Origin of the sequence: Fischerella sp. JS2, from assembly GCF_032393985.1 — a bacterium.
Taxonomy (GTDB): domain Bacteria; phylum Cyanobacteriota; class Cyanobacteriia; order Cyanobacteriales; family Nostocaceae; genus Fischerella.
In genome coordinates this window covers 1,219,927-1,234,462 of the sequence record NZ_CP135918.1, presented here as the reverse complement: position 1 = coordinate 1,234,462, position 14,536 = coordinate 1,219,927, and the positions used below count along the sequence as shown (strand labels likewise).

Annotated in this window: 11 protein-coding genes; all 11 read right to left on the bottom strand. The window is 37.2% G+C overall.

Annotation, left to right across the window (positions count from 1 at the left end; translation table 11 throughout):
- Positions 1-43: 43 nt before the first annotated feature.
- The gene (locus tag RS893_RS05205) at positions 44-1,297 is read right to left on the bottom strand and encodes a glycosyltransferase family 4 protein (RefSeq protein ID WP_315790188.1); all 1,254 of its coding nucleotides are present in this window, start codon (positions 1,295-1,297) and stop codon (positions 44-46) included.
- Positions 1,298-1,529: 232 nt separating this feature from the next.
- Positions 1,530-2,444, bottom strand: a complete 915-nt coding sequence (locus RS893_RS05200; RefSeq protein WP_315790187.1) for a glycosyltransferase family 2 protein — start codon at positions 2,442-2,444, stop codon at positions 1,530-1,532.
- Between the two features lie 86 nt (positions 2,445-2,530).
- Entirely contained in the window at positions 2,531-3,709 is a 1,179-nt protein-coding gene (locus tag RS893_RS05195; protein ID WP_315790186.1) for an endo-1,4-beta-xylanase, read from the bottom strand.
- A 6-nt stretch (positions 3,710-3,715) separates the two neighbouring features.
- A complete protein-coding gene (locus RS893_RS05190) occupies positions 3,716-4,522 on the bottom strand; it encodes a WecB/TagA/CpsF family glycosyltransferase (protein WP_315790185.1) in 807 nt (268 codons plus the stop codon).
- A 3-nt stretch (positions 4,523-4,525) separates the two neighbouring features.
- Positions 4,526-5,587: an NAD-dependent epimerase/dehydratase family protein gene (locus RS893_RS05185; protein WP_315790184.1), complete on the bottom strand. Its 1,062-nt coding sequence runs from the start codon at positions 5,585-5,587 to the stop codon at positions 4,526-4,528.
- A gap of 151 nt (positions 5,588-5,738) precedes the next feature.
- Positions 5,739-6,920, bottom strand: coding sequence for a glycosyltransferase family 4 protein (locus RS893_RS05180; RefSeq protein ID WP_315790183.1), 1,182 nt, complete (start codon positions 6,918-6,920; stop codon positions 5,739-5,741).
- Between the two features lie 245 nt (positions 6,921-7,165).
- A complete protein-coding gene (locus RS893_RS05175; RefSeq protein ID WP_315790182.1) occupies positions 7,166-8,086 on the bottom strand; it encodes a glycosyltransferase family 2 protein in 921 nt (306 codons plus the stop codon).
- Between the two features lie 66 nt (positions 8,087-8,152).
- The gene (locus tag RS893_RS05170; RefSeq protein ID WP_315790181.1) at positions 8,153-9,397 is read right to left on the bottom strand and encodes an O-antigen ligase family protein; all 1,245 of its coding nucleotides are present in this window, start codon (positions 9,395-9,397) and stop codon (positions 8,153-8,155) included.
- A 46-nt stretch (positions 9,398-9,443) separates the two neighbouring features.
- Positions 9,444-10,793: a flippase gene (locus RS893_RS05165; protein WP_315790180.1), complete on the bottom strand. Its 1,350-nt coding sequence runs from the start codon at positions 10,791-10,793 to the stop codon at positions 9,444-9,446.
- A gap of 76 nt (positions 10,794-10,869) precedes the next feature.
- Positions 10,870-13,068: a polysaccharide biosynthesis tyrosine autokinase gene (locus RS893_RS05160; protein ID WP_315790179.1), complete on the bottom strand. Its 2,199-nt coding sequence runs from the start codon at positions 13,066-13,068 to the stop codon at positions 10,870-10,872.
- Between the two features lie 136 nt (positions 13,069-13,204).
- Entirely contained in the window at positions 13,205-13,630 is a 426-nt protein-coding gene (locus tag RS893_RS05155; protein ID WP_315790178.1) for a hypothetical protein, read from the bottom strand.
- Positions 13,631-14,536 lie beyond the last annotated feature (906 nt).

Sequence of the window (14,536 nt, the reverse complement as noted above, 5' to 3'; positions counted from 1 at the left end):
ATCACAAATGATGCATTACGTCAATAGCGATTGTGTAAGTATTTTATGTATTTTTTACTAAGATATCTTTATAAAGTTTTAAATAATTGTCAACTTGCTTTTTAAGTGTAAAACTATTTACTACTTTTTCTCTTGCTTTTTTCGATAGTTCTAGCCATCTCCATTCATCTTGTAATATCCAAGCAATTCCATTGGCTAAATCATCAGAACTAAAACATTTAGCAAGATAACCATTTTTTTTGTGGTCAACAATGTCTTTTAACCCTGTCGAGTCAAAAGATACTACTGGTGTTCCACAAGCCAAAGATTCCATCGCAGTTTTGCCAAATGCTTCCTGAATTGATGGTGTAACAGTTACATCGGCAGAGGCATAAGTTAATGCTAAGGTTGCATCATCGTACAATCTACCTAAATAATTTATTTTTATACCTAAATTTAGTGGTTCTTTCGGCTTGCTTGAACCAAATATAACTATTTCTGTAATTTCGCCAAAACCATTATTAGCAAGTTTTTCTAAAGCTGGTATTAAATATTGATATCCTTTTCTCTCATCTTTTACTGCATTAAGAGCTCCAAAGAGAATAATTTTTTTATCTAAAGGTAAATTAAGTATTTGTCTGGCAGTTGTTTTTGCAATAGGTTTGAATTTAGATTCATCTAAGGCATTAGGAATAATTTCAATTCTTTTATTCTTTAAAAGACTACTTTCTCTAGCACATTCTGCCAACCAGTAACTGAGCGCAACAATTGTAATATTGAGATTTTGCCAAGCTTTTTGCTTGCGTTGCCAAAGTTTTCTGGAAATATCATTTTCTATATTGGAACCTAGTTGTGGACAAGCTCCACAACTAATTCTATACTTTTCACAACTACCAGAATAGTGACATCCTCCTGTAAAAGTCCACATATCACGTAGTGTCCATACAATAGGTTTGTCAAAATGATTCAAGCTTTCTGGTTTTATAAACCCATGACAAATCCAATGTAAATTAATGATATCTGGATTGATGTTTTTAATATGCTTATCACTTACGCTAGAAACCCAAGATGGAGAAAATGTTGTGTGAAGTCTTTTTTTGAAAAAAACTCGGGGAATACCATCTAGAGTAGGTTGAATCTTATTCCAAGCTTTCTGAATTTTTGATTCTGGACCAATCACAGTAAAGTCATCGCTCTTTTTTTGTGCAACAAGCATAGTTGAATCAACTCCTGCTTGAATCAGGGCTTGATGAAGCCAGTATGCTCCACGAGCAGCACCGCCATCAATATCGTCAGTGCTAAGATGTAAAATTTTCATAAGTATTTATAGTTTTAATAACAATACCCGTGATTGAAATTCTCAAGCTGCTTTTGAAGGAAGAATTTCTAAAATTTTTTCAAGTCTTTATAAAAAAGGCAAAGTGCAATCCCAATGAAACAAGTTTCACCGCATAGCATGAAAGTGGAATTTTTCCTGTTCTCAGTTAAGAGTTCCAGACTTTCAAGGCAGAAGGCAGAATAAAATCTGCAAGTCTCCATTTCTACTGATACTATTTAAAAGAATTGAATAATTTTTTAAACACTGACAATAATCTATTCAATGACCCTGTATTATACATCTGTTGAAAATATCGTTTTTCTGCATCACTATCCCACAACATAAACTTTGGATGTTTCAATGGAAACTGCATTGCTTCAGTTTGAAGATGTGCGAAATGAGTTCGTGTAGATTTTGTATGTGTAGCTTCTGAACCAAATCCTATATTGCTGACAAGATTATGATTGGGCTTAATCGCAAGTCCTCCTTGGCAAATACAGGTTAAATGCCATGAATAATCCCAAGTATCTATTTTCCCGAGGTGTACACCTTCCCAATTTTTGAATCTCACTTTTAATTCCTTCTCTGAAATAAAAATACTTTGAAGAAGTTTTCCTTGTTTGAGAAAATCAGACCAAAAAGTAATATCAACATCGTACCATTTCCATGCTCTTCTCCAGCTTGCCCAACCCCATATGCCTGTGACTTTTGAAAAATAATAGCTTTGGTCGGGAAACGAACCTAAAACCCCATAATTGCACCCACTAATATGCATGACACGAGTATCATATCTATAGTATTCGAGAAGCTCCTGACAAAATTGGAAGAAAGTCGGATGTGGCAAACAATCATCTTCAAGTATTATTGCTTCTTCAACATTTTCAAATACCCAATTTAATCCACTTGCAATTCTTTTTTTACAGCCTAAATTCACATCTGAGTAGTTAGTTAATACTTCACAGTCCCAATCAACAAGCTTAATGATTTTACGGGTAGCTTCGCACTTTTCAGCTTCACCTGGACGATCAGCACGCGGTCCGTCTGCAACCACTAATAATTTCTGTGGTTTAGCCTGACGGATTGCATCGAAAACTTTTTTAGTTGTGTCAGGTCGATTAAAAATTAAGAATGCAACTGGAGTTTTCATTATTAATTTATGCTTGAAAATAAATATAAAAATTCTTTTTTTGGGTTTTTTACTTTATTGTTTACAAGACTGAGTTTATCTCTCATTTAACGTTTTGGAGCATTGTCAAATGCTCTTGCTATAGCATTCCATGCCAACTTGCGTTGAAAATTTGAGTCCAGTGGCAAAGGACGCACTGGTAATTTATCCTGACGAGGAGCAAAATATGAAAGCCAGGTATAGTGATCACTCAATCCCCAATTGATGACTGCAATCACAGCTTTTTCATCTAGTACCACTGAAAGATAGTCTTCATAGGCAGCAGCAATCATGCGATCGCGAATCTTTAAGTCTTTTGGTAAATCTTTATCTGTTACATCTAGTTCAGTAACTAGAATTTTTAAACCGAGACTAGCAACATCAGCTAAAAACTTCCGTAGTTTTTTAGGATTGAAACGAGCTCCCTGACCCCATAGATGTGATTGAATACCAAAAGCATGAATTGGCGTTCCTCTAGACTTCAACCGCTCAAGAAGTTTCAGAATAGCACTTCTTCTTGCCTCATGTCTGGGAATGTCATATTCTAGTCCACCATCGTTATAAACAAGCAAGGCTTTTGGATCTTTTTCGGCAGCAATCCTAAAAGCAAGCTCTATGTAATCTGGACCGAGAAACTTTAGCCAAGGAGAGTTTCGCAAGCCGTCAGAGCGTTTGTCGTCTGGTGTTGTTGCCTCATTTACCACATCCCACGAATGGATTCGTCCAGCATAGCGTTTAACAGTCGTTGATACATGGTTGATTAAAATGTTCTGAATTTCTTTAGAGGTAGTTCTAGGATCTTTGAACTTACTAGTTAACCAATTAGGTATTACCTCATGCCAAACTAAAGGATGACCCCGGAAAAGCATCCCATGCTCAGACGCAAATTGAGCAAAAGAGTCAGTTTCAGTAAAATTGAAATTACTGGCACTAGGGCGATTCAAACCCCAATAGAACCCTCCTACTATCAGACCGCACTCTTGAATCAAAGCAGATCGCAGTTTTGGAGTTTGCAACAATTTTTTGTAACCACCTTCCGAAAACGCCCCATAGATTAATCCTTTAGCTGCGGCGCGATCGCGTAAGGAAGCTTTACCTATTACAGAGAAACTTCTCCTGGGATAAAATCGAGCTTGAAGTTGATTGTAGTCCCTAAATCTGTGATCGGCTAAGTAGAAAGTGGTTGCCGAAGCTCCCAAACCTAACAGAAAATTGCGACGTCTAAATAGTTTGCAGTTTTTGCTCATACAAGGTCATCCGTATGATTCTATTTTTTCACTACCATCTGGTCTAACTGGGATAAACTTTCTCAAGCCTACATACTGTAGAAATACATTCCACACATATAAAGGATTGAGCAAAACATAGCGCCGCCATAAACGTTTAGGTTCTTGAACCAAGCGATATAACCACTCCAAACCCAAATTTTGTAAAACTTGTGGCGCTTGCGGTAAGGTACCTGCATGAAAATCAAAAGCCGCACCAACTGCTAGGATTGGGATATTTAAAAGATTGCGGTATTCATAAGCCCAAACTTCTTGTCTTGGACAACCTAAACCTAAAAAAACAGCGTTTGCGCCAGAAGCCTGAATACGATCTGCAAGTTCTATACGTTCACCTTCAGTAAGTCTACGGAATTTGGAAGGTTCCATACCAGCAATGATAAGACCAGGAAAGGATTGCTTCAGATTTTGTGCAAACCTGCTCAATGTTTCTGGCTTACTTCCGTAGAGATAAATAGATAATCCCCTTTCGGCAAAAGCTTGAGCAACACGTAATGTGAGATTAGGCCCATAGACTCGATCAGGCAATTTCTTTTGATGTAACCACCACAAAGCCCAGCGCACAGGTTGACCATCTGGCACAATTAGATCCATTCCATTCAAACGTCTCGCATGTACTGGATCTAAAAAACCAGTCATCACTCCATGTACCGCTAAAGCGCTCACAGAACAAGGGTGCTTTTTTTTGGCTGCTGACACAATTTTTGCAACCGCAAATTCATAGTCTACAGCGTGTACATTCACACCTAAAATGGGATATTTACCCTCGTTAATCATTACTTATATCCACCTTTCAACGTTATATTCGTAAATTTCACGCAGAATTTGCGTCACATCATATTTAATTGACCAATCTGGGTAATGTGCTTTAAATTTTGATAGATCGCTGATATACCACATATGATCTCCAATCCGATTGTTGTCGGAGTATGAATAGTTCATCTTCTTACTGGTTATTTCTTGACAAATATCGATCGCCTCTAGCATTGAACAATTGCTTTCACGACCACCCCCAATGTTGTAGACCGCACCTACAGTAGGATTTTTATAAAATTCATAGAATGCAGAAATCAAATCAGATGAATGAATATTGTCACGTACCTGCTTACCTTTGTAACCAAAAATGGTATATGGCTTGCCAGTAACTGCACATTTCATCAGATAAGCCAAAAATCCGTGTAGTTGGGTTCCCGAATGATTTGGCCCAGTCAGACATCCGCCTCGAAAAGACACAGTTTTCATATCAAAGTAGCGACCATATTCTTGGACAAGAACATCTGCTGCAACTTTAGAAGCTCCAAATAAAGAATGCTTACTTTGATCAATGCTCATATCTTCGGAAATACCCGAATAGTATTTATGAGATGCTTCAATTTCCCACCGCTTTTCTTCCTCCACTAAGGGTAAGGAATTCGGTAAATCTCCATAGACTTTATTTGTAGATGTAAAAACAAATACAGCTTCAGGGCAGTATTCACGAGTTGCTTGCAACATGTTAAGTGTGCCATTAGCATTTACGGAAAAATCCGAGAATGGATCGCTCGCTGCCCAGTCGTGAGAAGGTTGGGCAGCCGTATGAATAATCAATGATATGTTCTTACCAAAATGTTGAAAAATCTCAGTAATTTTAGAGTAATCTCGTATATCTACGTTGTGGTGTTCATATTCCTTCAGATCTGCTTCTAAACGCTTGCGATTCCACTCAGTTGAAGCATCTTCTCCAAAAAAGAATTTACGCATGTCATTGTCAATACCGACAATATGTAGTCCAAGATGAGCAAAGTATCTGACTGCTTCTGAACCAATTAAGCCAGCTGAACCTGTAATAATCGCAACGCTCATTTTTACCTCAATATTAGGTTTATCCTGTGAAAGATTTTAATTATCAATCAAGAGCTAGTCAGTAGATCGGCACAAATAAAGCTAACTCGTTAAGGTTGTGAGTGATTTTTCCCATTACCCATTACCGATCTTAACGAAGTAATACAAGTGTTCAAGCGGAATGAAAACAGCTATTTTTCAAAACATCAGCAGCTGTCTGTGCAAAAAAATTGGCTGCTGCTACAGGAGTATGCTGAGATATTAATTTTTGTGAATTTTGTCCCATTAAAGAAATAAGATGTGGCTTATCTATCAAGCCCTTCATTACTTCAGCAAGTGTCTCTGGATGATACGGGTCAAAAACATAACCGTTTTCTCCGTTAATAACCATTTCAGAAGCTCCTGCCCATTTTGAACATAGGATAGGCTTACCAAAAGCCATTGCTTCTAACACAACCATTCCCCAAATGTCTTCTAAAGAAGGAAAAATGAAAATGTCAGCATTCTGAAAATATACTCCTAGATTGCTATAGTCAACCCAGCCTACCCAATTTACGCAATCTTGTATATTCTCAGTACGACAAAAACTCTCCAGTTCTTCCTGCTGTGGTCCTCTACCTACGATTTGTAAGGTGTAGTTACAATAATTTTGCTGCTTGAGAATGGCACATGCTTTCAGCAATTGATGAAGTCCTTTTCTCTGCTCTATCCGCCCTACATATAAAAAAACTGGATGTTGCTGCTGTGGAACAATATTTTTAGCATCAAAATTTTGAGGTATTTGTAATAAAGTTTTTACATCTGGCACCAGGTAAGGTCTTCTGAGGACTTTATCTTTGTGGACTCCTAAAAACTCGCTCAGATACTCCTGTCCACCATAACTGTTAGTCATCAACCCATCTGCCAACCAACACATCATCCTTCTGAGGAATGAACGAACCTTTGAATGTCGAAAGTCTACATTTGGTGAACTACCATCCCAAACAATAATAAGCCGCCATTTACCAAAAGGCTTGAAAAGTAATGCTAGTATAGTCCAAGCAGAGAAACCACTGGCAAATACTACATGAGGTTTAAATTGAAATAAATAACGGATAATACCTGGAGATAAGAACATAAAACCACCGCTATAGTCGGTTTTTTCCTTATTTGCTGTTACTCGCACAGTATTTCCGACTACCTTAACGACAGAATTATTCCCAGCCTCTAAATCAAAACCAGGCCAAGGACGACCTGTGTAGAGAATAGTTTGATCAGATAAGTTTGTCAGTTCCTCCAAAACTGGTTGCCAGTAAGCACCTAGCTCTACAGTTGGAAGAAGCAAAGCTATACGGGGTTTATCTATTTTATTCATTATTTGTTGCTTTTCTGATGCTAAAACTGGAACTTTGCTTGTCGAGTTTTCATTCTACATATTGCACCTACCCTACATCCCGCCTGAGAATAAATTTCTTGGCGGGATGCAAATTTATTGCAATATATAAGCGTCCGACTAGCAGCGATCGCCACCCTCTACGAATGAAATAAACAAGACAAATCCGTCAAATCCTCTTTTTTTCTACCTTCTGCTTGGTTTCTAGAGAGTATTAGAACTAGAATTCAAGCTAGTAGCTTGTGAGATGACACTGACTTTAAAACCAACCTTGCATAAGGAAGTAGCCAGTAGAATATCCAGAAAGGACCAGCATGTCTACGAGCAAATACTTTCCATTCTCTAATTGGTAGTCCTCTAGGTTGGTTTATTTTCTCCCATCGTTGACGCAAAGTCAGATTTGGTTCATCCCAAGCTTGATGTCTTAAAGGATTATATTCACAGGTTCCTGCATATCCTGGTGCTAGCCAAACTGAACCACCCTGTTTGTGAACTCGTAGCCCATAATCAAAATCTCCTGTGCTATGACGAAACTCTGGGTCAAGATTTCCTACTGCTTGAACTACTTCTCTGGATAAGAGGACACAGTTACCATTAATGGTTGAACAAGGTTTTACTTCATGATTATCTGGTTTGATTAAATTAAATTTCAGAGGATGCCACCAACTACTGGCAATCATACCTCCATAGGAGAGTAAACCAGTTTTTGCATCTTGAGTTGCTCCTACCACAACTGTTTTCACGTAACCTTGCTGAGTTAAAGCATAGGAAGATGTCAGCAAATTACTTATAGCTTCCGGGTAAAGAATAGTATCATCATTCAGCCAGAGATAGTAGTCATAATCGTATTTGATAGCCTCAGCAAAGGCTAATCTCATTCCTCCATTCCAAAACAGGTCTCCACTTCCCAACAGAACATTGACCTCAGGGTAATTACTACGTACTACTTCTCCTGTACCATCAGTACTACCATCATCTACTAAGTAAACTTGTATCTCAAGATTTGATGGCAATTCCTGCTTGTACAAAGCCTCTAAACAGCCTAAAGTCTTCGCTAGACGATTGTAACAAGTTATAATTACAGCGAGACGCAAGGTTTTGCTTACAGATATAGGACTATGATTGGTGACTGTTTTTTTAACCTGCATAAATATTGATGAAACTACAAAAACTCCAAGTAACAACTTCTGTGTTCCCTATTCTCTATTTTCAAGCTAGGTAGTTAAGCTATGGGTAGATGAAAATTTTCTTTTAAACTCAATGGCAGATGAAAGTGAGATGGATACATATACGACCCAAAACGTATTTACTAATAAAATACAACTGTCACTGAAATTTAGAAGACAAAATAGTGCAATAAATTGCAACATCCAAGCATATTCTATGGCTCTAGTGTAAATAAATAAGATTATTACTCTTTTTAGAGTCATGAATAAATTAACCAAAAATATTAGTAAACCAATTAAACCTAGTTGCAGAAAAAGATCTATATAACCATTGTGAGCATGGAATGAGGTAGCGCTACGGTAGAAGTCCTCATGTGAACCTGCCCAGGTATTTTTTATGACATAATCACCAACTGATGAACCCCAAAAACCTGCATAACCATAGCCCAGCCAAGGTTGCTCTAATCCTCTTTCAATAGAGAGGATCCAAAGAGGAGTGCGCCCGTTAAATTCAAGATTTTTTCCTAATAAATCAACTACTATAAACTTTAAATTAGCAGTCAATAAAGATACGGTGATAATAGCTAATAATGAAAAAAACAAAAACATTAATAGCCTAATTTTACGTTGCTTATTTATTTTATAAAGTAAAACAATAAACAACGAAAAAATAATCATTAACCATGCAGTTTTGCTGTTAGATTTGAATGCTAGAAACGAAACTAATATAAAGCCAAGAATTGCGGATAGATTATTACTATTTTTATCTAAATATCTTACTACAAATATTAATGCAAAAAGTCCCAATTGACGACCAAAAATCTGTTTGTGTGAGTAGATACCGATCCAGGATAATTTATCCTCAAATAGGCCAGTACCAATAGATGGAAACAAAAAAACACTAACTAAAGATAGAATCATCGAGATACCAGCAGTCCAAGACAGTAAGGTTATCTGTTCTCTAGGACGATATTGCATAGCTAAATACACTCCAAATAGACTTGATCGGAGTATAAATCTCAATTGATATGCAGTACTTTCTGGATTGTTAGACCAAAAAAGTGAGGCAATCGCTAAACTTAACAAGAAGAGTAAAGATATATCTCGTGTTGCAACATAAAAAAATCTTTTTCCCCGTCCCAAAATTACAAAAAATAAAAATAAATAGATTAATATACTAACGAGATTTACGATTAAGGGTGGAAAAGGGAAAAACTCAGTAAGCAAAAGTAAAGTTATTGTAGTTCCAATCTCTAACTTTTTTATTAAAGCTACAAAGGATATTTTGGTCATTACTCATTTATTATTAAAAACCTAAAAGCATTTATCAATAATATTATTATCTGATAACAGTTTTGACGTATTGGAATAATCTGTTCAATAAACTTGGTAATAAAATTGCTTTAGTTTGCATAGTAAAAATCTTTCTAGTTTTTGGTAACAATATATAAGATATATATGAAGCAACACATTGAGCAATTAGTGAAGAGATTGCTGCCCCTGTACCTCCATATCTCTTAATTAAAAAGTAGTTCAAAATTATATTTATGACTGCACCATTGGCAGTTGCTATAAATGTAAACTGCATTAAATTCTCTGCTGTTGTCCAAAGACCACATACCAAGCCCAAGGAGACGAATAATCCAGTCCAAATATGGATGATAAGTATAGTGCCTGCTTCTACATATTCTTGACCATACATTAAATTGACAATTTGATATGATAATAATGAAAATGTTATACCAACTATAAAAGACACAGTTGCAAGCAAGTCTAAGACTTTCTGGATTTGTTGATGGTACAAGTGTTGACTTTCTTGTTTTGCTTTCAAAATTGATGGAAATACTGAACTTGTTATGGCCGTGGGTATGAAATACCAAAGTTCTGAGATCTTTATTGCTGCTGAGTAGATTCCGACTGCTTTGTCACCAATCATCTGACCTAGCATTAACTGATCAGTTCGCATGTAAATCATGATCACAAAACTCGTAAGAATGAGTGTCCAACTATCTTTAAGTAACTCTATTGCACACTTCGAGCTAAAGTTCCATGCTTGTATAAAATAACCTTTAATCCGGTACGCCACTACAAGCCCCAAAGCACTCAGAGCAGTTTCCGCTGAATAGACCCAAGCGAAAAAAAGTAACGGAGCTTGTATTTGGATCAATACAACCCGTAGACAACTAGCTAGCACCAAACCTATATTCTTAAACCAAACTGTATATTTTGACTGAACTTGGGATTGGAACCAAAAATCAATTACATAATAAGATTCAAAAAACATTCCTACAGTTATGATTCCAACCAGCTGGTGGATGAGATTCTCACGGGGACGGATAATGATAATTGCCGTAACTGAGACAACTATGATTACAATTTGGGCTAAGACCTTCATAAAGAAGGCTGTACCTAAAATTTCATCTTTGTTATTGGGTTGGCGTACAATATTACGAATAACAATCCTATCAAGTCCGAGGTTGGCAACTGTGTTGAAGATCGTAGTAAAAGCGATCGCATAGTTGAAAATACCATAATTTTTTGGCCCGAGGTAGCGAGCTACCCATACCCCCACTAATAGTCCTGTACCCATTCGCAGGACTCTATCAGCTAACAGCCAACCTGTATTACCAATAATCTTTTGTAGGTTAGGGCTGAGTTTATGGGTAATTCTTTCTATTTTTTTGAGCATTTTTATGCTTTTCTCATACTGTAAGCAACTACCTCAAAAGCGATCGCACCTCTAATTAAGTATTACAAAAAGAATTTTATCGATGATTTCTCACCAGAATAGATTTTTTAGACACACCAGTTGACTCTACTGAATCTTTTGCATAGTAAAAATAGCTATCTGGTTCGCGCTTCACACTTACGCCGTTCATCACCATACCTAGTACTGTTTGGCCTGACTGAGTTAAAAACTCTTTAGCTGCACTAGCACTTGCATAGTCAACCACTTCTGGACGCACCACCAGCAAAATACCGTCAGCTAATTTACCTAGAACTGCTGCATCTGCTGTTCCTGCTAGAGGTGGAGCATCAAAAATTACGCAATCATATTTTTTGGTAAAGCTCGCAACTAAGGTAGCCATACGATCAGAGTCTAACAAAGCAACTGGATTGGGAGGCATCACCCCAGAGGTCAGAACGTGTAAATTGGGCATTACTTCGTGAACAATTGTCTCCAAAGGCACTTGGTCAACAATGATATTGCTTAAGCCTTGATTATTACTGAGTTGCCAAATATGATGCTGGATAGGATGACGCATATCAGCATCTACTAACAGTACCCGACGTTCCACTTGTGCCATTGCGACAGCTAAGTTAGCAGAAACTTCTGATTTTCCTTCTTTAGGAATAGAACTAGTAACTGTAATTGCTTTTAGCTGCTTATATGAAAGAAATTTCAAGTTTGCTTGCAGCATTTGATACGCGTCACCAACCGGGAAATGGGGAATGTCTCTACCAACTACTCTGGGGATTGGTCTATCTAACCCTTGTACTGAATAGCTGTTTTTAGCAGTCTTGCTTACACTAGGAATAACCCCTAGTAATGTGTACTGAAACAGTTCTCTAGCTTCTTTAACAGTCTTGATAGAGCGGTCTATCAAATCAGCAGCAAGGGCAGCAATTATTCCTAGCATTATACCTAAAACTCCTCCACCCGCAATAATCAAAGCTTTTCTAGTACCACTTGGCTCATCTGGTACTAATGCAGGAGAGATGATCCGGGCATTACTAACATTCTGGTTTTCTGCTACGTTAATCTCTTGTATTCTTGTCAAGAGTGTTTCATACGTTGTTTGAGCCGCTTTCAGTTTTCGCTCTAGCTCCCTTTGGGTTTGTTCTAACTTCGGCAGAATGTTGGCGCGTTGTTTGTAAACAGACCATGTATTAGTCAGTTCTGCAATTCGTCTTTCCAAACCAACACGTTCTTTATCTGTGTTTGCTAAATCTTCAATCAGCTTTTGTCGCACTTCTCCCATTTGTAAATTTGCTGTAGAGATTTGCTGATTATTACCACCTACCTGCTCTATTCGCTGTTGTAGTAAGCTTCTAAGAGCAGAAACTTTTTCCTCTAAATTGGCAACTGTGGGATGTCCAGGTTGATAACGGGTTCGTGCAACTGTCAATTCCGACTGTGCTTCCTGAAGTTCAGTCAGTACTTTTTGAGTTCCAGGTACTTGGCTCAAGTCTACTGCCGATACAGCTTCTTGTGAATTGACCCTAGCCTGAGTTTGTAATTTCTCCAAACGAGCATTAACATCAACCAGTTGGGCTTGTGATTGGGCAATTTCGTCTTCCAACTTGGAAATTGTATTTACCGCTGCGGTTGCTTCTTCTTGCAGGACAATAATTTTGTTTCTCTCTTTGAATCTACGTAAGGCTAATTCTGCTTTCTGAACGGCTTCCTCGGTTTTGGGTAATTGCTGCAACATAAATTTGCCAGCAGAGATTGCTTCTTCTCTGTTGGCTTGGATATTTTGCTTAGTATATTCTTCAACTATTTTATTGATGACTTTTGCAGCTAATTGGGGATCTTCATGTGTGTAGGAAACTTCCAAAACGTCTGTGCCTTTGACACCCTCTACCTTTAATTTTTTCTGAAGATCCTCGACTTTTAGAGGTTCACCTTCATCATTTTTGAGACTAAGGGATGTAATGGTTTCTTGAAGGACAGGAACAGACGTAACGATCTTTGCCTGCGTGTCTACAGGGCTGTTATCCTGGACTAAAGATTCCAGTCGTCCTAAATCTTCTCCCAATCCTGTGAGTGAGGAGGTGCGACTTGTCTTAATTAACAGACTTGCTTGTGCTGTATATGTAGGTTTAGTTGATAATGCATACAGCAATGCAAGGGTGACGACTACTCCAAAAACACCTACTGCTGTCATCCAACGCCGTTGCAGGACAAGCAAGTATTTTTGAAAATCTATCTCTTCAACATGAAATTCTGATTCCTTCATGGCAGATATTGACCTTAACTAATCACACATTCATTAGATCTGCAAATCACTTATATCAAATTTCTATAAAACTGCATCATAGTTATGCTAGTTTAGGTTCTGTGCAGGTTCAAAAATAAATTTTATTAAAATTTTATTAACTGATAAATCCGAAATCTTTGCTGGTTTTACAACCAACCATTCTTGCATGTCTGCGAGTAAATTCTCCTACAGAAGGATTCCCTTCAGGGTAAATTACACCCATTGCTTGCTGCCAAAGTTCTGGCGATGCTATAGATACCTCATAAATGCGATCGCGCTTTTTCAGGTGATACCACTTTGTCTGTTGACACTGATCACACCAAAATGCTTCTAACCATTCTCCTTCTAAAGGTACTGCGGTTTTGTTCGCAACTAAAAATAGTGCTGTTTGCCGCCCTATTCCTCGCTGCTGGAGTTGCCCTGGACGATCAGCAAATAAAGGATACTTTTGACTTACACTATCGAGATAGCATCCATGAATTGGACAATAAATGGCTCGCCGCTTTGAACGCTTGCGATTTCGATCACATCTTCTTTGCACTTTGACCTCCCTTGTTGGGTAAATGCATAGCAGAGCAAGAAGTTGGTGCTGGAGGAACTGAGATCAAGTTAGACCATCTAAGTTCATCTCCACTTTGCATTTAAGTATTTAGTTTAAATTTACTTTAGTTAATCAATTATTTAATCATTTTTTTATAAAGATTCTGCAAAGTATTATTTTGAGAAATACAAATCAAACACATAATAATAATCATCTCTTTTCTCCACAAATTTAAAACGAAATGTGGCGATGAGCGATCACTAAATCCCCCTAAATATTGAAAAGCTGGGGTGACTTATTTGATTTTAGTTATAATTTTTCTGCCAATTCAGCCATCTTTCTAAGGTTTACAAATACATCATTCAGAAAGATGGTTTAGTTGGAGGGACTGAGATCAAAATCGACCATCTAAGCCCGACTCCATAAAATCAAAATTATTTATTCAATTTTTTGATTATCCCTTCACGAGATTAAAGTAGCACTGTTTTTAGCATGGGATGCAAATCATGCCATTTCCGGTGGTCTTTCAACTTAAAACTGTGTCATTCCAACTCTAAGATGCAAAAATTCTAATATCTACAATCAAGTAGCTGCTTTGATAATTTCATAAGCTGTTGTGTCTGAATATGCTTTACTCCTATAAGTTCTACAAGTAAAATTTTTTACACTGCTTTATCTTTGTATAAATCAAATCTTGCAGTGGTCGCAAATTTAGGCATGACTATCAAAATGTTGGTCAAGTAATAGAATTTTTGTATAGCTACCTCAACTTTTGAGAACTTCTTGATTAGAGGTAATTAATATTACTTTTAAGTATACTGTGATTCAAATTTTTCATAACATCTACGTTTGTGTTTTACATCTTGGAGTATACAGCATATATCTACAAAAAAGTTTAAGACATTA